The 23,909-nt window shown below is 46.0% G+C and carries 15 protein-coding genes; 9 read left to right on the forward strand and 6 right to left on the reverse strand.

The window, feature by feature from the left end; all coding sequences use genetic code 11:
- Positions 1 to 210 precede the first annotated feature (210 nt).
- The 5 genes from AC27HD_RS14805 to AC27HD_RS14825 all read left to right on the forward strand — a co-directional run bounded on the left by AC27HD_RS14805 (position 211) and on the right by AC27HD_RS14825 (position 6,301).
- Positions 211 to 1,386 (forward strand): HDOD domain-containing protein, encoded by a 1,176-nt coding sequence (locus AC27HD_RS14805; protein ID WP_487106787.1) that lies wholly within the window; start codon positions 211 to 213, stop codon positions 1,384 to 1,386.
- A 336-nt stretch (positions 1,387 to 1,722) separates the two neighbouring features.
- Complete coding sequence (locus tag AC27HD_RS14810) at positions 1,723 to 2,928, forward strand: aspartate aminotransferase family protein (protein ID WP_487106789.1); 1,206 nt, start codon at positions 1,723 to 1,725, stop codon at positions 2,926 to 2,928.
- Between the two features lie 23 nt (positions 2,929 to 2,951).
- Complete coding sequence (gene astA, locus AC27HD_RS14815; protein ID WP_487106791.1) at positions 2,952 to 3,989, forward strand: arginine N-succinyltransferase; 1,038 nt, start codon at positions 2,952 to 2,954, stop codon at positions 3,987 to 3,989.
- Positions 3,990 to 4,003: 14 nt separating this feature from the next.
- Entirely contained in the window at positions 4,004 to 5,473 is a 1,470-nt protein-coding gene (gene astD / locus AC27HD_RS14820; protein ID WP_032095178.1) for a succinylglutamate-semialdehyde dehydrogenase, read from the forward strand.
- A gap of 21 nt (positions 5,474 to 5,494) precedes the next feature.
- The gene (locus AC27HD_RS14825; protein ID WP_032095177.1) at positions 5,495 to 6,301 is read left to right on the forward strand and encodes a DUF1338 domain-containing protein; all 807 of its coding nucleotides are present in this window, start codon (positions 5,495 to 5,497) and stop codon (positions 6,299 to 6,301) included.
- A 228-nt stretch (positions 6,302 to 6,529) separates the two neighbouring features.
- Here AC27HD_RS14825 and AC27HD_RS14830 read toward each other — a convergent pair whose 3' ends face one another.
- From AC27HD_RS14830 to parC, 3 genes are read right to left on the reverse strand one after another with little or no spacing between them, the layout of a single operon-like run.
- Positions 6,530 to 8,686 carry a putative bifunctional diguanylate cyclase/phosphodiesterase gene (locus AC27HD_RS14830; protein WP_487106794.1) on the reverse strand — a complete coding sequence of 719 codons (2,157 nt, stop codon included), beginning with the start codon at positions 8,684 to 8,686 and terminating at the stop codon, positions 6,530 to 6,532.
- A gap of 8 nt (positions 8,687 to 8,694) precedes the next feature.
- Entirely contained in the window at positions 8,695 to 9,234 is a 540-nt protein-coding gene (locus AC27HD_RS14835; RefSeq protein ID WP_032095175.1) for a heme NO-binding domain-containing protein, read from the reverse strand.
- Positions 9,235 to 9,294: 60 nt separating this feature from the next.
- Positions 9,295 to 11,580, reverse strand: coding sequence for a DNA topoisomerase IV subunit A (parC, locus tag AC27HD_RS14840; RefSeq protein ID WP_487106796.1), 2,286 nt, complete (start codon positions 11,578 to 11,580; stop codon positions 9,295 to 9,297).
- 517 nt (positions 11,581 to 12,097) lie between these two features.
- On the opposite strand from parC, the gene AC27HD_RS14845 reads away from it, so the two are divergent.
- Positions 12,098 to 15,235: a hybrid sensor histidine kinase/response regulator gene (locus AC27HD_RS14845; protein WP_487106798.1), complete on the forward strand. Its 3,138-nt coding sequence runs from the start codon at positions 12,098 to 12,100 to the stop codon at positions 15,233 to 15,235.
- A gap of 73 nt (positions 15,236 to 15,308) precedes the next feature.
- Here AC27HD_RS14845 and AC27HD_RS14850 read toward each other — a convergent pair whose 3' ends face one another.
- The 3 genes from AC27HD_RS14850 to AC27HD_RS14860 form a co-directional block, all read right to left on the reverse strand.
- Positions 15,309 to 16,007 (reverse strand): DUF2982 domain-containing protein, encoded by a 699-nt coding sequence (locus tag AC27HD_RS14850; RefSeq protein ID WP_032095172.1) that lies wholly within the window; start codon positions 16,005 to 16,007, stop codon positions 15,309 to 15,311.
- Between the two features lie 304 nt (positions 16,008 to 16,311).
- A complete protein-coding gene (locus tag AC27HD_RS14855) occupies positions 16,312 to 19,464 on the reverse strand; it encodes an efflux RND transporter permease subunit (RefSeq protein ID WP_487106800.1) in 3,153 nt (1,050 codons plus the stop codon).
- Entirely contained in the window at positions 19,464 to 20,714 is a 1,251-nt protein-coding gene (locus tag AC27HD_RS14860; RefSeq protein WP_487106802.1) for an efflux RND transporter periplasmic adaptor subunit, read from the reverse strand. The genes AC27HD_RS14855 and AC27HD_RS14860 overlap by 1 nt, the downstream gene beginning before the upstream one ends.
- A gap of 119 nt (positions 20,715 to 20,833) precedes the next feature.
- Between AC27HD_RS14860 and AC27HD_RS14865 the strand changes: the two genes are divergently transcribed.
- From AC27HD_RS14865 to hemL, 3 genes are all read left to right on the forward strand, one after another.
- On the forward strand, positions 20,834 to 21,478 hold the full coding sequence (locus tag AC27HD_RS14865; protein WP_487106804.1) for a TetR/AcrR family transcriptional regulator: 645 nt from the start codon (positions 20,834 to 20,836) through the stop codon (positions 21,476 to 21,478).
- A gap of 116 nt (positions 21,479 to 21,594) precedes the next feature.
- A complete protein-coding gene (locus tag AC27HD_RS14870) occupies positions 21,595 to 22,608 on the forward strand; it encodes an aspartate carbamoyltransferase (protein ID WP_032095200.1) in 1,014 nt (337 codons plus the stop codon).
- A 4-nt stretch (positions 22,609 to 22,612) separates the two neighbouring features.
- On the forward strand, positions 22,613 to 23,893 hold the full coding sequence (hemL, locus tag AC27HD_RS14875; protein WP_487106806.1) for a glutamate-1-semialdehyde 2,1-aminomutase: 1,281 nt from the start codon (positions 22,613 to 22,615) through the stop codon (positions 23,891 to 23,893).
- Positions 23,894 to 23,909 lie beyond the last annotated feature (16 nt).

Genomic DNA, 23,909 nt, shown 5'->3' on the forward strand with positions numbered 1-23,909 from the left:
CTGTTTAGCTAGAGTTCTGACTAGCTAGAGTTCTGACTAGCTAGAGTTCTGACTAGCTAGAGGCCTTGTCGGCTCAAAGCCAGGTAGCAGGCTATTAAGCTACTTTTTGGTGAAAGAGCGGTATAGCGATAATCGAAAGTGGGAAACTGGCATAAAATGTACGACAATACAGCAACGTACGAAACTATTAAGCATCGGAGTCGTCTGCACGTGCCCACAGCCCCTACAGAACACACAGAGCAACCCACTGTTAACGACTGTTTTGAGAATTTTATTATCTCAACAGAACGTGTGTTCGAGATCTTGGGAAAATCGCCAACGGGCAAAGTTACCTTTGAAGAATCAGAGCAAGGTGATGCTCGCAGGCAGTTGCTGCACGTAGAAAAAGTGGCCATTGAGAACAAGCGGCTACAAAGAACCTCTGAAGCTTCCTACATTGAATCAATCAGCTATCAACTCCACGATATTATCGTTGAAGAAATGTCGGTGTATCTCAAAGATACGCCAGGGGTGATAAGCAGCCTGCTAAATCTACCGTCAAATATTGGTATGTTACTTGATGCACTAACGGTAAGAGCTTGCTCTGTATCAAAACTTGAACCTATCGTTGCCACTATGCCGTGGCTTGTTGACGATCTTACGAGCATTGTGAATACACCTCGCTTTAGAAGAAAAGATTCTAGAGGTCGCATCATCATTGTTGAGACACTGCGAACGGCGCTTAGCTTTTTAGGAATTGAAAACTTAAGACTGCTTATCCCGTCACTCATTGTAAAACGCGCCACGCCGCAAATTACCGACCCTTATCCGATCATTAAACAAAAGTTGTCTAGTTACTCAACGGGTGTAGCAATAACGGCGCAGCACATCGCCATCGCGCAGGGAATAAACAAGAGCGATGCCTATATGCTTGGCATGTTAGGCAATTTAGGCAGATGCGCTGTTATTCGCCTCTACTTTAGAATGTTCGACAAAGTGCAGTTGCACCTTTTACAAGAATGCCAGAAAGACAAGGAGCACAAGCGCCACGATGCTTTGATTAAAATAGTGCCATCGGCTAATCACCTTATAGCGCTGCAGCAAACCTTTGCCGATGCGTTAACTGCAGATGTGTTAGACGAACTGGCCTTGAAACGACTGTTTATCACGCCTGCTATGCGGGCAGTTGCAGGTTCATCACACGCAGAACCCTCAGTATTAAGCGATGTGGTGTTACAAGCGCGATTATATGCTCAAATTCGAGCGCTGCATCAAACCAAGCTCACCGACGCAAGAACAGCAAAAAGCGCGTTGTCAGCATTAAAATACCCACAGGGCATGTTAGCAAAGTTGAAAAATATCGATATTTTCACACTTCCTCTCGTAAAAAGTGATGCCGAAGATTAATTTTTAGTGGATATTCATGCAGCCCGCCAGTACAAGAGATAATCGTTTAAGCAAAAACTAGTCACTCATTTTAAGTCGCAGCGCCACCGTTGCTGCATGCCTCAGCCTAAAATCAACTACCAAAAATCTCTATTACCAAATGATATTGCTTAGCAGTTAATAGTTATTCACTTTTCTTGCAAATTAAGCCACAGTCCTTGTAAACAAAGGGCTAGAGCATCCCTAAGACAAGACAAATGTTAAAAAAAATGGCATACTGCGCTCCAGTATAGTTTTATTTTTTGCGCTTTTTCGCACCAGATTTGGTGTAGGGCGCTCAATGCAGAGGTAGTGATAATGAAGGTAACTCGCGCGACGTTTGACGATGTAATGGTTCCTAACTATAACCCGGCTCATATGGTACCGGTTCGCGGCGAAGGCTCGCGCGTCTGGGATCAAGAAGGTGCTGAGTACGTCGACTTTGCAGGCGGCATTGCAGTAAATGTTTTAGGTCACTGCCACCCTGAACTTGTTAAAGCCCTCAATGAACAAGGCTCAAAGCTTTGGCATTTAAGCAACGTTTTTACTAACGAGCCATCATTACGCTTAGCGAAAAAGCTGGCTGATGCAACGTTCGCCGATAAGGTATATTTCGCAAATTCCGGTGCAGAAGCTAACGAAGCAGCTCTTAAGCTTGCACGCCGTTGGGCTCTTGATAAACACGGCGAAGATAAAAATCAAATCATCGCGTTTAACAAAGGGTTTCACGGCCGTACATTCTTTACTGTAACCGTAGGTGGACAAGCAGCTTACTCTGATGGTTTTGGACCTAAGCCAGGCGCCGTTGACCACTGTGACTTTAACGATCTTGCCGCTTTTGAAGCCATGATTTCTGACAAAACCTGTGCGGTTATGATGGAGCCGTTGCAAGGTGAAGGCGGTATCATTACGCCAGACATTGAGTTCGTTAAAGGCGTACGCGAGTTATGTGACAAGCACAATGCACTACTCATTCTAGATGAAGTTCAATCTGGTGTTGGCCGTACGGGTCACCTTTACGCTTACATGGGTTTAGGCGTAACCCCTGACATTCTAACTACCGCAAAATCGCTGGGCGGCGGATTCCCAATTGGCGCCATGTTGACGACTACAGACATCGCGGCACATCTCAAGCCAGGTACTCACGGCAGTACATACGGTGGTAACCCGCTGGCCTGCGCCGTAGCAGAAAAAGCGCTAGATATTGTAAACCAACCTGAAGTGCTAGAAGGCGTGCTGAAGAAAGAAGCGCTGTTCCGCAAAATTCTTGGCGAAATAAACGATAAATATCACGTTTTCGAAGAAATTCGTGGCCAAGGTATGCTTCTTGGATGCGCACTGAATGAAAAATATCAGGGCCGTGCGAAAGATTTTATGACCGCAGCGACTAAAGAGCACTTAATGTGTCTAGTTGCTGGTATGAATGTCATTCGTTTTGCACCATCACTTGTCATTCCTGACGAGGATATCGTAGAAGGTCTTGCACGTTTCGAGCGCGCAGTTGCCGCTATTGTAAACGCCTAATTACCTCTACCAGAGTAGTGAATATGAATATCATTCGCCCTATTACAAAAGCGGATTACAGTGCGCTTAAGGATATCGCTGTCGAATCGGGCATTGGCTTTACGTCTTTGCCCGTTAACGATGAGCTTTTACAGCGCAAGATAGACCGCGCCGACAGTACGTTTAACAAAACGAATGTGACTGAACCAGGCGATGAGTCTTATTTATTTGTTATGGAAGACACTGCAACCGGCGAAGTCGTTGGCACGACTGGCATTGAAGCCGCAGTAGGTATAGATGATGCTTTTTATCATTATCACTTGAGCAAAGTGGTGCACGCTTCTCGTGAGTTGAATATTCACAACACCGTGGACATTCTTACTTTTTGTAACGACTACACTGGCGTGACAGAAATTTGCACGCTGTTTTTACGAGAGCAAGCGAGAGGCGGAATTAACGGTCGCTTCCTATCGAAAGTACGATTTTTATTCATGATGGAACATCGCGAGCGCTTTTCTGAAACCGTCATTGCAGAAATGCGTGGTGTCAGTGATGAAGAAGGCCGCTCTCCGTTTTGGGAGTGGTTAGAAACCCACTTTTTCTCAATGGACTTCCCGACTGCTGACTACCTCACAGGGATTGGCAATAAGGTGTTTATTGCCGAGCTTATGCCGAAATACCCTATTTACGTGAACTTGCTCAGTCAAGCGGCACAGGATGTCATTGGCAAGGTTCACGACAAAACTCGCCCGGCACTACAACTTCTTGAAGAGGAAGGGTTCTCGTGCAGAGGCTATGTGGATATTTTCGATGCAGGCCCTACGGTAGAAGCGAATCTTAGTCATATTCGAACCGCTCAGTCTAGCCTTAAGCTACCTGTTGTAATTGACGACATGGCTGCGGCTCAGGGGCAAACCCACTACATCATCAACACATCTATCAGCGAGTTTCGCGCAGTTGCCGCAGAGATGACCGTAAGTGAAGAACAACGTGTTGCGGTGCTGTCTCGTCAAGCTGCTGCTGCCTTAAATGTTAATGAAGGCGACTCGGTGCGCTTTGCGCCCGTTACGTTTCGCGACTAATAAAGGACATCCCTATGCTACACACACATTATATCAACGGTGAGTGGATTGCCGGAGAAGGTCACGACCTGACCTCAATAGATCCAGCTAAAAACGACGTTATTTGGGAAGGAAAATCTGCGACTGCATCACAGATAGATACGGCGATTAAATCAGCCAGAGCAGCCCTTGTTGAATGGAGCTTAAAAACCGTAGAGCAACGCCTAGACATCATCAAAGCCTACGGCAGTAAGCTTGAAGAAGCGAAAGAGCACCTCGCTAAAGTAATGGCGAAAGAAACGGGCAAGCCAGAGTGGGAAACGGCCACCGAAGTTGGCGCCATGATGGGTAAAATTGGCATTTCTGAAAAAGCATTCTTTGAGCGTACCGGCGATGTGGAAAACCCTATGCCGGTGGGTAAGGCGTTTATACGTCATAAGCCTCACGGTGTCGTGGCTGTATTCGGGCCTTACAACTTCCCAGGCCACTTACCAAATGGTCACATTGTGCCTGCACTCATTGCGGGAAACACCGTTGTGTTTAAGCCAAGCGACCTTACCCCTATGGTAGCGCAAGAAATGGTGAAACTGTGGGATGCTGCAGGCTTGCCTAAAGGCGTGTTAAACCTTGTACAAGGTGAAGTGGAAACCGGTAAAGCACTTGCCGCTCATAACGATATTGACGGGTTGTTTTTTACCGGTAGTTCACGCACCGGTCGAGTGCTGCACGAACAGTTTGCAGGTCATCCTGGCAAAATTCTTGCCCTTGAAATGGGTGGTAACAACCCTCTCATCGTTAAAGATGTCAGTGACATAGATGCCGCGACTCATGACATCGTGCAATCGGCATTCATTACATCTGGACAACGCTGCACCTGTGCACGTCGCTTATTTTTGCCAGCAAACGCGCAAGGTGATGCAATCCTCGAGCGCTTAATTGCCATGACTAAGAATATCAAAGTGGGCGATTATGATGCACAAGAGCAACCCTTTATGGGCGCGATGATTTCAAGCAAGGCGGCAGCTTCTATGGTTGCAGCGCAAAGCGAGCTTGAAGCATTAGGCGGTAAAGTGCTCGTTCGATTAGAACAAACCGACCCGCAAAAAGGGTTTGCCACGCCAGGTATTATCGACGTAACAGACATGCTTGACGCATTGCCTGATGAAGAGCATTTCGGTCCACTACTGAAAGTGATTCGATACACCGACTTTGACGATGCCATAGCAGAAGCCAACAACACGAGCTTTGGTTTATCGGCTGGTTTACTCGGTGATAGCGAAGAAGACTATCGCTATTTCTTTGCTCGCATTCGTGCGGGTATCGTTAACTGGAATAGGCCAATTACTGGCGCAAGCAGCGCTGCACCATTTGGTGGAATTGGCGATAGCGGTAACCACCGTGCCAGTGCGTTTTATGCCGCCGACTATTGCGCCTACCCAGTGGCCTCGGTTGAGCTCGATAAAGTTACGCTACCGGGCAAATTAAGCCCTGGCTTATCACTATAAAAATGCAAGGACCCTACTTAAATGCATAGTAATATCGATACTTTATTTGCCAACATGTGGGAAGACTACGTAAAGATAACGCCGTCTGCGCACAAGATTCATACTCTGCTTGCCGGTGAAGAAAACAATAGCAATATTGTTAACGATCACGTTGCGTTTAGAACCTTTGCCTTAGATAAGACACGACTTGATAAGTTAGCAGCTCACTTCCTAGCACTGGGCTATGAAGCAAAAGGCGACTACGACTTTGAAGCGAAAAAGCTAACGGCTAAACATTTTGAGCACCCAGACGATACAAAGCCTAAAGTGTTTATTAGCGAACTTCGCGTTGATGAACTGTCTAGCGACGTTCAAGCAATTATTAAAAAGCTAGTGGCACAAATGCCAAGTGATATTACTGATGCAGACAATTTCCTGTACTCGGGTAAGCACTGGGATGTGAGTAAAGCCGAATACGATACGCTCATCAATGAATCTGAATACGCTGCTTGGATGGCTGCGTGGGGCTTCAGAGCGAATCATTTTACGGTAAGTGTCAACCACTTGAGTCGCACTAATGAACTGAGTGATGTAAACACCCTTCTGAAAGAAGCAGGGTTTGTTTTAAATACATCCGGCGGCGAAATAAAAGGTGGTCCTGAGGTTTTCCTAGCCCAGTCATCGACAATGGCCGACCGTAGCGACGTTTCATTTAGCGAAGAAACGCTGTCTATTCCAAGCTGCTTTTATGAATTTGCTCAGCGCTACGACATGCCAAACGGCGAGCGCTATCAGGGTTTTGTTGCAGCCTCTGCAGACAAGATTTTCGAAAGCACGAACGCCAAATAACTCGGCTAAGCACGGATGGTATTACGCTATCTCATGCTCACGCCTTGGCTTGTTAAGCCATTGACGTAACAAAATGATCGCATCAATACTAAAAGCCCAGCGTCGCGAGACGCTGGGCTTTTTTATTAAGCGGAGATAAGATTATTGACGATAAAGAGTGTTGTCGGTCAAAAATTGCTGGCGTTCCAAGATTGCTGGCGAGCGCCGCCTACCCACAGGCGAATATTATTAGCGCTTAGTCTCTGATGTATGTCGTGCTAAAAATTGATCATACGGCATTGGCTTATCAAAATAGAACCCCTGCATAAGCTGCACGTCAGCCTGTTCCATAAAAGGTAAGTAAGTTTCTAGCTCTATACCCTCTGCAACAACCTCAATTTCTAAGCTTCGAAGCATGGTTATTATGCCGCTAAATAGCGCATAAGCCTTACTATCTTGATGTACCCCATTCACTAAACTTCTATCCACTTTGACCACCTGAAACTGGAACATACGCAAATAGCTTAATGATGAGAAACCGCTGCCAAAATCATCAAGGGATAGTCTAAAACCAAGCTCGCGCAATGCATTTAATGAACGCAATGCGGTTTTTTCATCGCGTATAAACACCGATTCAGTAAGCTCTAATTCAATGTATTCAGGCGAGACGTGATTTGTACGGCAGATGTCTAAGGCTTTTTCTGGAAACGTTTCATCGAGCATTTGATTCGCACTAATGTTCACCGATAGGGGAATCGCTTCTCCCTGCTGCGATTCCATTATAGAGATATAGTCGCACGCAGCTTCTATTGCATATAAACCGATGGCGCTATCGAGATTGTGCTCCTCGGCAATAGGAATGAACACGGTAGGCGATACCACACCGTGAAGACCAGAAATCCAGCGGCACAGCACTTCTCCACCCTTTAAATTGCCGTGAAGATCGTATTTTCCTTGTATGTAAAAGTCGAGCAAATGATTTTCTACCGCTTTGCGCAGATCATTCACCATGCTTACCTGCTGCGTCATGCTCTCGTATAGGCCAGGTTCGTAAACAAATACCTGCCCTTTTCCCAACTCTTTCGCTCTGTACATTGCTGCATCAGCGCATTGAATTAGGCTTTTTATTCCGTCACTGTGCTCTGGATAAGCGGCAATCCCGATACTTGAAGACAATCGCAACTCAGTGCCCTTAGCATAAATCACGTCCTCTTCTATTTGCTCTATTAGCCTCTCGCATTTTTCTTTGACACTGCCAGACGCTTCTTCTTTAAGCACCACGAGGAATTCATCCCCTCCCCATCGTCCAACCTCGCCGATAGGCCCAAACATGGCGGTTAAAAGTGCTGCAACTCGCTGAAGTTCCGCATCGCCTTTATCGTGACCTGCAGTATCGTTAATGGCTTTAAAGCCGTCTAAATCAAGGAAAACAAGTAGAAAGGGCTCACCGCTTGCCACATATGAGTCTATAGACTCCCGAAGCCAATTTCTGTTAGACAGACCCGTTAAGTCATCATGCTGTGCTAACTGTCTTAATCGGGCTTCATTGCGCTTTCTGTCGCTAACATCACGCAGCGTAGCGATTAAATAAGAGGAGGTTTGCCGATATGCCTCAAACACGGCTATAGAAATATCGACGACGCGTGTTTTACCAGACAGCGAATCTATTTTTGACTCAAAGCGCAGCTGCTTGTCGAGCACAAGCTGCTCTTCATTCACCCGAGTGGCCGCCAATAGCTCGTTAAAGTTTTCGCCAATGCATTTTTCTTTTACTGGGGCCTCTAACAAACGAATAAACGCGTCGTTGCATTCTGTGATTACAAGGTCGGGAGTTAACACCAGCATGGGCTCTCGCGAGCTTGCAAACGCAGATGCCATTAAATCAAAGGATTGCTCAGCTTTACGCTGTTGAGTGATATCTTTCGTAGTGCCAACAATATTGAGCGCTTCGGCTGTGCTTCCCCGTTCAAGCACTCGCCCTCGCAGGCGTATCCATTGGTAATCGTCTTTAAAGCGCAAACGAAACGACACTTCAATGCGGTCTCGGTTACCGTGTATCGCCATAGACCAATGAAACTGCAGGTTTTCCATATCATCTTGGTGCACACGAGCCATTAGCTCTATGACAGTGCCAGACCAAGTAGAGCGGTTACCGCTGTAAAGCGAGAAGGAGCGGATCTCCATAATGTCGGTATCAGCGCGCCAGCTCCAAAAAGACTCCTGAGACGCCCATAACGCGAGCTCTAAGTCAGCTTGAGATTGCTGACTTTTCATTAACGCATCGTATAAAAGCTGTGACTTTTCTCTTAGTAACGCTTCCGCTTGCTCCCGGGCATTTTTCTCCCGTTTGAAACGACGCTCTAAGAGTGTGTAGCGCTTGTCACTTTCAGTGAAGTCTTGCGACATACATTAACCTATGAAATCACAGATATACTGAATTCGTAAGTGTGTGGTGTACTAAGCTGATGGGTTTCCCGCTCTAATTTACAGTTAAAATAGCCGGCAGCACCATCCATAAGGCCTTCTGCAAGGGCAAATAGATTGCGTTCAGAGTAATACTGCAATCGCATTGTCGTGTCAGTTCTCGACAATACCTTGAAGCGTGGTAAGTCGGCGTCAGGATAGAGCTTTTTCACCTGTACATGAATATCGTCGTCAAGATGGCCCAACATATCCAGCATATTATCGGTATTTGCTAGCACATCACCATGAGCAGCGCCCAATTTTCCAAAAAGATAATAACCAAAATCGTATAGCAGCTCGTTGGCAGACTTTCCGGTTTTTTCCACCAACACACTTAACATTCGCTCCATATCTTCATAAGGGTAATAGCCTACAGCTGTGTAAGCGCCCTCGTTTTCCAATTCTGCTTCCATAATGACGTCATCGGCAAACTCAGGCGACACGTTTTCTTCTAACATGTCGATCAATGACGTAAAAACAATACCCAACATATGCGGTTTCCTTCACTGTTTAAGGAAAGTGTAGTCCACACCACACGATAACAACAAAATTTATAGTAGGTTTTCGTCTTGGTTATCATTCTTTTCGAATACAACCTCTACGTTATCTACACGCTGTAACCCTCTTGGCAACTTATTTCCTCTTCGTCCTCGTTCGCCTTGGTAGTGGGTTAAATCTTCAGCCGATAGGGTCATATTGCGTTTACCGGCAGCCACTTTAATTGACGCGCCTTCAGGCACAACGGTAAGTACTTTTACATACTCTTCTCTTGCCTGAGACTTGGCTGAAGGGATATTAATGAGCTTATTGCCTTTGCCTTTGCCTAAACTCGGCAAGTCTCGAAGCGGGAACATCAACATACGGCCTTCATTAGAAATACTTAAGCAAAGGTCAGAATCTGGGTTACTAACCGGCATGGGTGTCATGACCTTCGCTGCCTTTGGCAACGACAGGTAAGCTTTACCCGCTTTGTTTTTACTCACCATGTCCTTGAACGTTCCCAAGAAGCCGTAGCCGGCGTCAGACCCCACTAAAAACTTACTTTCATCTGAAGCCATGATGACGTGTTCAAATGACTCGCCACCTACAATACTAAATCGTCCGGTTAATGGCTCGCCCTGACTCCGTGCAGAAGGCAGACCGTGGGCATCACAAGAAAAGGTACGCCCAGATGAGTCCATGAAGACCGCAGGTTGATTACTCTTACCCTCTGCACTACCAAGGTATCCGTCTCCCGCTTTATAACTTAGCCCTTCAGCATCGATATCATGGCCTTTAGCACAGCGGGCCCAACCTTTTTCGGACAATACCACTGTTACTGATTCGGCAGGTATTAGCTCTTTTTCAGACAATGCTTTTGCTTCGCCGCGCTCAATGATTGGCGAACGTCTATCGTCGCCGTACTTTTCTGCATCGGCTAAGATTTCTTTTTTAATCAGCGTTTTTAAGCGTCGCTCAGAGCCTAATAAGGTTTGTAGCTTATCTCTCTCTGCCGCCAGTTCTTCTTGCTCACCTTTAATTTTGAATTCTTCAAGCTTGGCAAGATGGCGAAGTTTGAGCTCTAAAATAGCTTCAGCTTGCGTGTCACTTAAACCAAAACGCGATATCAACTCTGGCTTTGGCTTATCATAGGTGCGAATAATATCGATAACTTCATCAATATTTAAAAAGGCAATAAGTAAGCCTTCTAGAATGTGCAGTCTGGCTAGTACTTTGTCTAATCGATACTGTATCCGACGAGTTACCGTGTCTTTTCGATACTGTAACCATTCAGCCAAAATAGTGCGTAAATCTTTTACTTGAGGGCGACCATCTAACCCAATCATGTTGAGGTTTACGCGATAGTTCTTTTCTAAGTCGGTGGTGGCGAATAGATGCTGCATAAGCTGCAGTACATCAATGCGATTAGAACGAGGTGTGACCACAAGGCGTGTGGGGTTTTCATGGTCAGACTCATCCCGCAAGTCGCTCACCATAGGCAGCTTTTTCGCCTGCATTTGCGACGCAATTTGTTCTAAGATCTTGGCGCCAGATGCCTGGTGAGGCAATGCCGTAATGACGATATCACCATTTTCTTCGTGGTACACCGCTCGCATTTTTATTGAGCCGCGCCCTGTTTCATAAAGCTTGCGAATATCTGCTTTCGGCGTGATCACTTCTGCGTCTGTGGGATAGTCTGGCCCTTGAACATGCTCGAGCACGTCGTTTAAATCTGCTTTGCTGTTATCGAGCAGCATGGCGCAGGCCGTTGCCAGCTCTCTCACATTATGAGGGGGGATATCTGTCGCCATTCCTACTGCAATACCCGTTACACCGTTAAGGAGTATGTGGGGCAGTCTCGCAGGTAGCGTACTAGGCTCGTTTAGGGTACCGTCAAAATTTGGTACCCAATCAACGGTGCCCTGGCCTATCTCATTTAATAGTACTTCGGCAAAACGAGATAGCTTAGCTTCGGTATAACGCATAGCCGCGAAAGATTTAGGATCATCAGGTGCTCCCCAGTTCCCTTGCCCATCCACCAGCGGATAACGGTAAGAAAACGGCTGTGCCATTAGTACCATGGCTTCATAGCAAGCCGAATCGCCGTGAGGATGGAATTTACCAAGTACGTCACCTACGGTTCTCGCAGACTTTTTATACTTCGCGTTGGCACTGAGTCCAAGATCGGACATTGCATAAATAATACGGCGCTGTACTGGCTTTAAACCGTCAGAAATATGGGGAAGCGCCCTATCCATGATTACGTACATAGAATAGTTAAGATAAGCATCTTCCGTGAAACGTCTCATCGGGAGCTGTTCCACACCGTCGTTACTAATAATGATCTCGTCACTCATGATAATTTTTTCGTTTTGTTATTAATACCAATGCGCTTGTTTTTGCGAGGTCGCAGTAAAAGTGAGATAGCACGCCTTTTTGGGTTAGTACAAGAGCGTATAACTTCATTGTGGGGTAAACCGCTTGTCGGTGCAAATAATACGAATAAATGAACTAATAAAAAAGACGGAGGCTTATCATTACTGGCGATTCTTTGTTATACAAAGAAAACAGTGGTTTAATAGGGCGTGTTAATCTTTGCTGTACATTTTTGCAGGGTCTGTGAGCTATTTAGACAAGGCGAATGGTTGAAGGTCTAGCGGGCTAAATCGAAACCATTCAAGGCAGTGTAAATAGCTCACAGGCCCTGCCCGAAGGGGGCGTTATGGAAGCATTTTACTCTTTGGCACAGCCCTTTGACTTAGCCCACTAAGCCTACAGGACTGTTTCGCGATTAAAATACTTCCATTTAGCCCAAAACTCGTACAGCAAAGATCAACACGCCCTTATATAAAATTAAAAGAAGAATAGTTGGTCATGCCTTTTTTTCGCACTTTGCTTTTGACTTTTTGTATTGTGACTGCCGCACTTTGCTGTTCATTCAGTTCTGGTGCCCGTGCCCAGCATATTGAACAGTTATATGACGAGAATAGTACGCTCGATCTCTCTGATTCTTTATACTATTTATACGAAACTAACTATCAGCTAAGTATCAGCGATATTGCTCGGCGTAAGAACGATTTTTTAGCCCATTCAGGCAAAAACCCCAACTTTGGATTTCAAGACAACGCAGTTTGGCTTCTCAAATCGGTAACCAATGTATCGAACGAATCTGACTGGGTGTTCTCCATTAATTTCAGCCAGCTGGATAAAGTTGATTTTTATCTTATTCAAAACGGTAATATTATTGCGCAAAGCCATCAAGGCAAATTACAAAAAGAGCAGCGCTTTCGCATACCTACATTGCAAACTCAGATAGATTCCGCGAGCCCTGTCGACATCTACATTCGCGTTGAAAGTCAGTCTTCCAGTATTATTGTTCCACTGCGCGCGCAGTCTGCCGAAAAGCACGGCCGCTATTTTCAGATTGATAGTCTGTTATGGGGTGTATTTTATGGTGGCTTGTTAATTCTCGCTATTTATAACTTGGTACTCTATTTCGGAGTAAAAGAAAAAAGTGTTATTGCCTACGTTGGCTATATCTGCACCGTTATTCTCTGGCAGGTAGTCTGGGGAGGGCACACACACTTTATTTTTGCATACGGTATTCCTGCGTGGTTGGTAGGGCATACAGAGCTTATTTTTGTCTTCATTGGCATTACCTCTGGCCTATTTACCATTACGTTTTTAGAAAGCGAAAGGCACGCTCCAACATTACACCCCATATTGCAGCTAATGCTTGCTACTCAAACCATCATCGGCGTTGTTTGCTTTGCTGACCTATTGCCATCGATGTGGAAGAACAACTTAGTTTATGGTGTGGGACTGGTCTCAATATTAAGCTATGTGTCTGCGGGTTTTGAAGCTTACTTTAATAAGTTTAGACCTGCGAGGTACTTTATTTTTGCTTGGGGGTTATTAGCGACTGGGGCCGTTGTGGGCATGTTGAGTTTACTGGGTGTGGCGCCTGTGAACGATTTCACAACCTACTGCTTTCAAATTGGTGTTTTCCTTGAGGCTAGCTTGTTCTCTATTGCTCTAATGGAGAAAAGTCGTGGGCAGCTAGAATATGATGTAGAGCAGGCCACCAACGATTTGCACAATAATATGGAGTTAATTGAAGAGCAAAACGTACGGTTAGACATTGCTCGAAAAGACGCCATTAAGGCCAGCCACGTTAAATCTCAGTTTTTGGCAAATATGAGCCATGAAATTAGAACCCCACTCAATGCCATTTTAGGGTTTAGTAAAGAGCTAAATAACGCCTCCCTTCCTCCGGATCAGCAAGAGCAGGTGCGAATTGTTAATACCGCTGCCGATAATCTACTTACCATTGTTAACGATGTGCTCGATTTTTCAAAAATTGAAGCCGGCAAGTTAAGCTTAAATAGCCAACCGTTTTCGCCCAATAAGCTGTTTGAAGAAATGGTGGCAATAATGGCTAAGTCATCGCATACCAAACGTATAGAGTTTGTTTTTGAACTTGCTCCCCTACCGGAAAAGCTTTTAGGTGATGTCTTTAGAATAAAGCAAATACTCAATAATCTGCTGAGCAATGCCCTTAAATTTACGTCCTCAGGAAGCATTACTTTGTCGGTAAGCGGTCGCGCACTCGACCACGGCATTCACGAGGTTAATATTGTTATTCGCGATACAGGAATTGGTATAAGCCGACAGGATCAGAAAAAGCTGTTTAGTGCATTTTCCCAAGTAGACGATGCGTTAAACCGGAATTATCAAGGCACGGGTCTTGGTCTTGTTATTAGTCGTGAGTTAGTCAATATGATGAACGGTACGCTCACTCTTAAAAGTACCCTTGGGCAGGGGTCTATATTCAATGTATCGTTAAGAATGAATCAACTTAGCCAGAAGTATGGACTCTCTTCCAATCCTGACTGGCAGGGTAAAAAAGTGGTTATTTTCGATCCTATCCCCGCCACCAGACAAGCGAGTGCCAAAATCCTCAAATCGATGGGTGCAGAAATCACCTGCGCTGAGTCTATCGAGTATCTCAGCAGCCTCAATGGTCAATACGATTACATAATGGCTACCACACCAGTCAGTCATATAGACTCAAGGCTGCAGCACTTGCGTAAGTTCGTCGAGTTTCCTGCTAAAAATAGGGTGCTGTGGTATTCGGGTCCAGATCCATTTATGAAATATCCCAATTTATACCAGCACTTTTACACCCAAATTCGAATGCCTATGACGATCACCAAACTAGACAGTTTGATGAGAGAGCAAATTATTTCTGGGGTTAATCCGCTTAAAGAAAAAATAAATGCATTGCCAAGAGCAAGGTTGCTCGCGGTGGACGATATAGAAATGAACTTAAAGCTTCTTCATACCTGGCTTGACGATTCGGCTATAGAATTAACTACCACCATTAGCGGGCAAGATGCCGTTAACAAATGTCAAACCCAAGAGTTTGACCTGATTTTGATGGATATACAGATGCCCGGTATGGACGGTGTTCATGCGACTCGCGAAATTCGTAAATCGCCCATGAATATGGGAACACCGATTGTGGCTGTTACTGCTCATGCACTAAAAGAAGAACAGGAAAAACTGCTTGCCTCGGGGATGGACGACTACTTAGCTAAGCCTATTGGAATTGACTCGTTACTCACTTTAATCAAGTCGTGGTGTCATGACATAGAGCCAGGCGAACTTACCTTCCCTTCGGTAGATTGGCAGCTGGCCCTAAAGCGTGCAAATCAAAACCAAGCCGCGGCAAAAGAGTTATTAAATGACTTCATTGCAATGCTGCCAGATACCCTACATGCCCTAGAGTCGCAAATGGAAAGGCTTGCATTTGACGAACTCTCTGCTGAAGTGCATAAACTTCATGGAGCCTGCTGCTATACCGGTTTACCACGGCTACAAAACCTAGCCAAAGAACTGGAAATAGCCCTTAAACTAAAACATACAGATTTGGTTGAAGAGTTTTTGCTGGCATTAGTTAAAGAGGCGCAAAAAATCATTGAAGAAAACAACGTTAACGCCCTGCATTAACCCTAGGGCGCTTTATCAGGGCAGAGACTTTTGCTTTTCTCTACAGGAGCCTCAGCTCTTTTCAGTGAAAGCCTCAGCTTTCTTCAACAGGAGCAGAGCGTGCGTGCTGACACTGAACAATTAATGCAGCGAAATCTACGGCTTCTCTATCAAGTTCAGAGCTTGCTATGAAGATATCGTAGCCCAAACGTTTTCTAAGCTCTACCATACGGTGAGCCAACATTGCTTTGATACCGGTGATAGGCGTGCCATCTTCTAAGACAAAGTGCTTGTCGTCGAACATAGATTGTTCGTAACAGCTTCCCGTCGCACAATTACTGTCCGAATTATGCAGCAGCAAAGGACGTTGCTCCATGAGCAAGTGAGTGGCAAGGCGCGGTGAAATGGTTTTTAAAAAGTCGGTATAACTTTTCACCTTAAAACCCACGGTTTCAAGCGCCACCTGATCAAGCCCGTGGCGAATACGTGGACAATCAGCTCGCTGTAAATTATCCCAATGAATACGCCAGCTGCCTAACCGGTGTCGGTAGGTGATGTAGTCTTTAGCAATTTCTAAGCTGTAGTTAGGTTCACGTATTTTAAAGTAACCGATTAGCAAGCACACCAGTGCTGCGCTGGTCATGAAGATACCCGCCAAAAACAGCCATTCGGGAAGAAAGCTAAGCCACAGGGCAGACACAACTAACCCCACGCAGCCGATCACAATGCTCGTTAAACCATTGCTTTTAGAAGCGGCTCTAATATAAATGGGTTCTGCACTACTGCCAGACATAAAAATACACTACCAACATAATAACGGCCCAAAGAAGGTATAAGCGTAAACGCTTGCACTTAGCACAATCGGTCTTCCACCAGCGGGAAAAAAGAAAAGGCTTTTTTTGCATATGTGCCGACGCTTCCTATGACAAAATTTACAATCGCATCGCGTCTCACGTGCTGACGTTGAGATAGTTTCTATATACGCGATTTAAAAACAGATAGTTTACCTAAGCTCATTACTACTTAAACACATTACTTTTAAACACATTATTACTCAAATCCGTTGCTATCTAAACCAATCAGCCTGTGGCGTTGTATTATTCACTCACTAACCTTTTGTGCTGATTGCGCTTAAATGCGGCCACAATGGTTGGGGTAAATACCAAAGATAGAATGACCGAGAAACCCACGCCGCCCGCAATAACAACAGCCAGTGGAGGCCAGAAACTTCCCTCACTGAATAACAATAGCGGTATGAGTCCACCCACCGTTGTAAATGTAGTCGATAATATGTGTCGGCTACAGCTCATTGTTTCTTCCACTATGGCTTTCGTATCACCTTGCTTCGCTTGCGGGTTAGCATTAATTGCCGCTATCACCACGATAGAACCATTGATAGCAACCCCGATAAGTCCGGCGCAGCCAAGCAGCGGATTAAAGCCTAGGGGGAGTCCTGAAAGCCACAAACTGAACATACCAAGACCAACGGATAACATTGCGACTAGCACAATCACCCCTGCCATTCTTAAGCTTGAGAAAGTGAGAATAAGCGTTGTAATCATTAATACCAACAATACAGGCGCGTAGGTCCCAAGCTGACCTAACGCTTGTTGCTGTTCATCGGCATCCCCTGCTAAATGAATTCGATAGCCTTGGGGTAACACCAAATGCTCATTGAGCTTCTCTCTCAACGTATTGCTCGCATCTATTGCCGGTACATCGGGTAATAAAAATGCTTGAATACGATTAAGGCGCTCGCCGTTAACACGGGTAATACTGCTAGTAGCCGGCTTTAGCGAAAGCGATGTCACCGCCGCCAAAGGTGACCATGAGAGGGCGCTATCATTAGCCACAGGTATGGGCATAGCGTCGACACCGGAGACATCTTGTCTAAATGACTCTGCCAACCTCACTCTGACGGGGACTTCCTCAGTACTTTCTAATACTGATCCACCGGTGATCCCAGAGAAGTTGATTTGCATCTGCGCAGCAAGATCGGCCAAAGATATCCCTAAATACGACAAGCTATCGCTATCTGTAACAACGTTAAGTTCTGGCTCGCCCATAGAAATGCTGGCTATTGATTGAGAAATGCCGTCAACCTCTGACATCAGCGCTCTTACCTGCTCCCCTAACTCGTTCAATACGTTTAGGTCGGGCCCAAATATCTCGACTTCCACCGGCGCAGCAATGGGCGGCCCCTGCCCAAACCCTTTCACCACAATTTGAATTTCTGGGTATGCGCTATCTAAATCTTGCTGCAGCTTGCCGACGAGCGATGAGGCCCCTTCAACAGTGTTGGTGGTTATCACCGCATTGGCAAAGTACGGCATGTTATCTCGTGTCATGGTTTGATTGTAATATACCGAGGGCGCCGAACCGCCCACTAGCCAGGTGACTTGATTCACGCCTTCGTACTGGCGAATTTTAGCGTCAACATCTAACGCATAGTCGGTAGTATTGTTAATACTGCTGCCTTCTTTCGTCCACAGATACACTTCAAACTGGTCTCTGTCGGCACTGGGGAAAAACACATTCGCTAAGCGTGTAGACAAGGCAAACCCTGATAAGCAAAGTATGCAAATAACTGAAATAACGAGCTTCGGCTGTTTTATCCAGCGTCCTAGCTGGCGGCTGAAAGCTAACGTTAGCGCCGGTGCCTGAATGCCCACCTGCCACCACGAGGAGCCGGCAGCTTTCGTGGTATCCAATGAAACGCCGTCGTTTTTCGGTAAAAAGCGGGCTGCCAGCGCAGCAATAATGGTAAGAGAGATAAACAAGGAGCCAATTAGGGCCATTACCACGCTAATAGCGATAGGCCCAATAAAGTCGCCAATGTTCCCATTTAGCAAAAATATTGGCATGAAACCCAACACCGTTGTTAACGTTGAGGCGAGTAGCGGCGCGAATAAATGCGCCACACTTTTCGCCATTGCCCCTACTCGGGTAAGCTGAGGGTCTTGTAAATTGAGTCGAATTTCATCTGTTATTACGATGGCATTATCAATGAGAAGACCGATGGCGATGATCATGCCAAAAATGGACATCTGGTGAATTTGTTCGTTATAAAAACTCAGCGAAAACAACGTGAAGGATGCACATAGCGGAAGCGCTAAACCCACAATCCATGCAGCTCTAAAGCCCATGAATAGTAAAATAACCAACATCACCACCGCACAACCCATCAACAAATTCATTGATAAATCGGCTAAACGGGTGGCCGTGTATTCGTTTTGCTCAAAAGCGACTGACGCGGTAAGCGTGCCGCCAAAATCGCGATTAAACTGCTCGACTTCTGCAAGGGCATTTTGAGTCCACACATCAGAGCGTAATGAGGGCTGCATTCTAGCCGCAACAAAAATAGATTCTTCGCCATCTAAAAATGCAATTTCACTGCGTGGCGTACTGTAACTGCGAGTGACGCTGGCAATGTCTTCAACGCGCAAGTAGCGACCGTCGCGATTGACTAATGGGACCGATGCAATCATATCAACGCCGGTGAGCCCCTCGCCCACACTAAAGCGTAAGTTGCTCTGTTGCGTGTTTAACATGCCTGCGGGCAGCTTGGGGTCGGCATTGCGAATAATAGTGCTAACCTGCTGCAGCGTTAAGCCTGTAGCCGCTAACTTAATGGGGTCTACGCTAACGCTCACTTCTTCGTTAGGCTCACCATATACCCTAACTAATTCAGTGCCGTTAACGTTTCTAAGACGATCGGTAAGCTCTTCAGCAAGGCGAGACATGACTGTAATAGGCGTTGTGTCTGGATATTCGGCACGAAGGGAAAGTAGCAACGTAAAGGCGGTTGCCCCGCGCTTTTCATCAAAGACAGGGTCTAAGGCACCCTCAGGGAAAAGCGCTGACGCAGCCCCAATCGCATCTCGAATCTCGCTAAATAGCTCTTCGTTAGTGCTGTTATCAACCCAATCTTGGGTTTCTATTAATATGACTGAAATCCCCGCCCGAGATGTAGACTTTACCTCTTTGATTTCAAATATTTCTCGCAGCCTGTCCTCTAAAACATCACTGACAAGCGCTTCTACACGCTCTGCCGACGCCCCTGGATACTGGGTGATAATTAGCGCATTGCGCGTATCAATCCTAGGGTCTTCAATACGTGGTAACGAGCCTAGCGCTGATAGCCCGGCGACAATGATGATCACCAAACTTAATACCAGAAGATGTCCCCGACGATAAAAAAGCGTATACCACGGGTAGTCTTTACTTACACCAACGTGAGGCGTTTTCATTACTGTACTCCAGCGTATTGCGCGCTGCTTTGACCGCCGCTTTGAACACCACTTTCTAGCGCACTGCGCTCAGAGTAAGGTTGACGCTCTGTTTGTGTCTGCGTTTGAGTTGACGCACTGGCTGCGGATACCCGCTGTCCAGGGGAAAGTTTGTGTGTGCCGTCTACGATATAGCGGTCGCCGTCTTTTAACGCCCCACGGACGAAGGCGTTTTTCCCATCGGTGTAAACCACCTCGACCACTCTTGCTTCAAGCGCTGTGCCGCTCTCACTTTGCGCTGCATCACTTAATACAAATACCCGCCATAGGCCACGCAGCCCGTTACTTAATGCTGTCACAGGTAGCCAGCTACCTTGTTCATCGTGCGAGCGCGCACCAAACAAAATAGCCATATCACCAGGTCGTACTTTGTCATTGCTGTTCAGGGTTACCAGAATATCAACCGTTCTGGTTTGTATATTTCTCACAGCAAGGCGTTGGGTGACCAAGCCCGCTGCATTTTGCTCACCAATTTGAATGATGACAGGCTCACCAATATCAAACTGGTCGATAATATCCGCCGGCACTGCAAAGCGAGCTTGAAATTGCTCGTTGCTCGTAATACCAATGACCGCGGTCCCGGCGTTTACAACACTTCCCTCATCAAAGAAGCGTCGGTTAACTTGACCGTCAAACGGTGCGTAAAGCACGGCTCTATCAAGTGCCACATTCATTGAGTTAAGGGATGCTTCAATCTCGTCTACCCTCGCATTGGCCACACTAAGAGAGGCGTTTGTTTCATCAAGACGCTGTGCAGATTCTAGTTTTCTGTCAACGAGAGATTGAGTGCGATCGTTGTTGATTTTAGCTAAGTTTAAATCTGCCTTTACTCGCACTAAGGAGGCATTAAGCTCTTCTTGCTGTGCTCTTAAGCGCTGAGTGTCTAACCGAGCAACAACATCCCCTTTGGACACAGCATCACCCTCTTCAACCAACACTTCCTCTATTTGACCCCCAGTGTCAAATGACAGCGAGGTCGCTTTTGGCGATTCAACTAAGCCGAAGACATTAATTGGCGTTTCAAACTGCTGTTGCACCTTTACTGTACCGGTAGCGACAGACATGGGCGCTCTCGCCTGAGGTGTCTGCGCGGCATTACCTATTCCAGCTGCTACCAACAACAGCACCAGCGCGGCAGTGAAAACAACGATTGCAACGTATAGGGATGCTTTACTTGCTGTTGACGAGGTGTCAGCAGAATTCATATTCATGTTTTTACACTCAGTGATGATGGTTGCAAATGCATAATGCGATGCTAGTATATAAATACTAGACCGTCCAGTATGATATTATTTATTCGTTATATTCTTTTATTTCGCAAGCGAGGATCATGGTGTCGCAAATAAAAAAACAAGGTAGGCCAAAAAGTGAAGAGAAATCTCGGCTTATCTTACAGGCTGCATCACGACTTTTCTTGAAAGATGGCTTTGCTAAGACGTCTATGGACGGCATTGCTAAAGCCTCTGGCGTTTCAAAGCAAACGGTTTACTCTCACTTTGATGGTAAAGACGTCCTTTTTCAATCGGCCATATCCTCTAAGTGCAGAGCATATCAGCTCGATACTCCTGAAGCTTTTGAGTCAGCGCCACACGAGTCAAACATTACAGAGTGTCTTCATAAAATTGGCAGGCAATATATACGTCTTATTCAAGACCCCGAGACCGTGGGTATATTTAGGGTGATCATTGCCGAGGCTGTTAATAACGCTCACGTGGCGTCACTATTTTATCAAGCCGGCCCGAAACGCTCGCTAGACGCTCTTGGCCATACAATTTGGCAGTTGGGCAAAGGTGACATTTCTCAAGAGAAAGCCAATCAACTTGCCATTGATTACTGCGCACTATTGAAAGGCGAATTTCACACCATGCTGTTATGCGGCATTCACCCTGCAATGAACGATAAACACATACACGAACACGTAGGCCAAGCAGCAGAAAAAATAGCAGTATTGTTTACGCATTATCGCAATAAGTAGTCACAACGATTCACGCAAAAAATGCGCGAATTACGCTTAGAGTTTGCCGCTGAAAGATTACTTATACCGCGGTTTGTTATACACTAGCGGCGTTTTCGTTAATGATTGAGTGGCTCATGTCTGACTTTACTGGTAACCATATTCTTTCGGTTAATCAATTCGATCGGGAGGCCATTGAGAAGGTGTTCTCAGTAGCCGATTCCATGCAACCTTATGCAAGACGAGAAAAACGCACGACGGTACTAGAAGGCGCCATTCTTGGTAACCTTTTTTTTGAACCCAGTACCCGAACTCGCGTGAGTTTTGGTACCGCCTTCAACTTGTTAGGTGGTGAAGTGCGAGAAACGACCGGAATGTCGAGTTCAGCGCTGGCAAAGGGCGAGTCTCTATACGATACCGCAAGAGTATTAAGCGGGTATTCAGATATTATCGCCATGCGACATCCCGCAGCAGGCTCAGTGGCCGAATTTGCTGAAGGAAGCCGAGTCCCCGTAATTAATGGCGGCGATGGTGCAAATGAACATCCTACCCAAGCCCTGTTAGACCTATTTACCATTAAACGTGAGTTAGAATACAACGGCCAGGGTATTGATGGGCTTCATATCGCTATGATAGGCGACTTGCGCTACGGCCGCACCGTGCATTCATTATCCCGTTTATTGTGTTTATTTAATAATGTGCGTTTTACCTTAATATCGCCTCAAGAATTAGCCATGCCGCAACCTGTCATTGATGCTATAGAGCAAGCGGGTCATCAACTTACTATCACCGATACCCTAGAAGGCAGCATGGATGCGGACATTTGCTATCAAACTCGTATTCAAGAAGAGCGATTCCCTTCACAAGATGAAGCCAATAAATACCGCGGAAAGTTTCGGTTAAATCAATCGATTTACACACGACACTTTCAGTCTAAGACCGTCATTATGCATCCACTTCCGCGAGATTCTCGTATGGAAGCCAACGAGCTAGACAACGATTTAAACCTTAATCCAAACCTAGCCATTTTCCGACAAACCGATAATGGTGTGTTGGTAAGAATGGCCTTATTTGCCCTCACTCTTGGTGTGGAGCACTTGGTCACAAAATACGAACGTGACGTCGTTTGGTACAGCAATAAGAGTAAGTAATTACATGACAAAATCTGAAACACTATTTGCCCGAGCTCAAATCACCATTCCAGGTGGTGTAAATTCACCTGTGCGCGCTTTTAAAGCGGTAGGTGGAACGCCTCGCTTTATTACGAAAGCAGATGGCGCATACATGTGGGACGTAGACGGTAAACAGTACATTGACTACATTCAGTCATGGGGACCAATGGTATTAGGGCACAACAACCCCAAAATAAGAGAGGCCGTTATAGAGGCTTCTTACAGCGGGTTATCTTTTGGCGCGCCAACCGAAGCCGAGGTCATTATGGCTGAAACGGTGAGCAAAATGGTGCCGTCAATGGAGATGGTGCGCATGGTAAATTCAGGCACCGAGGCGACAATGTCAGCAATACGACTTGCACGTGGCTATACAGGCCGCAACAAAATTGTAAAATTTGAAGGCTGCTATCATGGGCATGCCGACTCGTTGTTAGTAAAAGCGGGGTCAGGTGCACTGACACTGGGTGTACCAAGCTCTCCTGGCGTACCTGATAATGTGGCGGAACATACGCTTACCGTTGAATATAACAATATTGAATCGGTTAAAGAGATCTTCAAAGCTCATGGCGACGACATTGCCTGTATTATCGTAGAGCCAGTGGCTGGCAACATGAACTGTATTCCGCCTGTAGAGGGTTTTCTTGAAGGCCTTCGTGCGGTATGCGATGAGTATTCAAGCGTACTTATTTTTGACGAAGTCATGACAGGCTTCCGTGTATCTCGCGGCGGAGCTCAAGAACGCTATGGTGTTAAGCCAGATCTTACCTGCCTTGGGAAAGTGATTGGCGGCGGTATGCCGGTAGGTTGTTTTGGTGGCAGAAAAGATATTATCACGCACATAGCCCCAACAGGGCCTGTCTATCAGGCGGGAACACTGTCGGGTAACCCAGTAGCGATGGCCGCTGGCCTTGCAGCTATGGAACAGCTGCAGCAAGAAGACCTCTATGACTCAATTTTTGAGAATACGCAGGCATTGGTAGATGGCATGCAGGCACTGGCCGACAAGCACAATATTAGTCTAACTACTAACGTTGCGGGCAGTATGTTTGGGATATTCTTCACCGACGTTGAGAAGGTGACGAACTATAAACAGGCTATTAATTGCAACACCGAGCAATTTAATAAGTTTTATCACGGCATGCTGAACGAGGGTGTATACCTAGCCCCGGCCTCCTACGAGGCAGGATTTGTATCCAAAGCCCACGATGCCAGTGTTATAGAAAAAACACTAGCGGCTGCAGATAAGGTATTTGCTACGCTTTAAGGCATTTGTGTAGTAG

Source organism: Alteromonas sp. 4NS20-0143 (assembly GCF_057542855.1).

Bases quoted from the DNA above. Each gene is read 5' to 3' on its own strand.
- AC27HD_RS14810 (WP_487106789.1), top strand. From the start codon at position 1,723: ATGAAGGTAACTCGCGCGACGTTTGACGATGTAATGGTTCCTAACTAT.
- astA (WP_487106791.1), top strand. From the start codon at position 2,952: ATGAATATCATTCGCCCTATTACAAAAGCGGATTACAGTGCGCTTAAG.
- astD (WP_032095178.1), top strand. From the start codon at position 4,004: ATGCTACACACACATTATATCAACGGTGAGTGGATTGCCGGAGAAGGT.
- AC27HD_RS14825 (WP_032095177.1), top strand. From the start codon at position 5,495: ATGCATAGTAATATCGATACTTTATTTGCCAACATGTGGGAAGACTAC.
- AC27HD_RS14830 (WP_487106794.1), bottom strand. From the start codon at position 8,686: ATGTCGCAAGACTTCACTGAAAGTGACAAGCGCTACACACTCTTAGAG.
- AC27HD_RS14835 (WP_032095175.1), bottom strand. From the start codon at position 9,234: ATGTTGGGTATTGTTTTTACGTCATTGATCGACATGTTAGAAGAAAAC.
- parC (WP_487106796.1), bottom strand. From the start codon at position 11,580: ATGAGTGACGAGATCATTATTAGTAACGACGGTGTGGAACAGCTCCCG.
- AC27HD_RS14845 (WP_487106798.1), top strand. From the start codon at position 12,098: ATGCCTTTTTTTCGCACTTTGCTTTTGACTTTTTGTATTGTGACTGCC.
- AC27HD_RS14850 (WP_032095172.1), bottom strand. From the start codon at position 16,007: ATGTCTGGCAGTAGTGCAGAACCCATTTATATTAGAGCCGCTTCTAAA.
- AC27HD_RS14855 (WP_487106800.1), bottom strand. From the start codon at position 19,464: ATGAAAACGCCTCACGTTGGTGTAAGTAAAGACTACCCGTGGTATACG.
- AC27HD_RS14860 (WP_487106802.1), bottom strand. From the start codon at position 20,714: ATGAATATGAATTCTGCTGACACCTCGTCAACAGCAAGTAAAGCATCC.
- AC27HD_RS14865 (WP_487106804.1), top strand. From the start codon at position 20,834: ATGGTGTCGCAAATAAAAAAACAAGGTAGGCCAAAAAGTGAAGAGAAA.
- AC27HD_RS14870 (WP_032095200.1), top strand. From the start codon at position 21,595: ATGTCTGACTTTACTGGTAACCATATTCTTTCGGTTAATCAATTCGAT.
- hemL (WP_487106806.1), top strand. From the start codon at position 22,613: ATGACAAAATCTGAAACACTATTTGCCCGAGCTCAAATCACCATTCCA.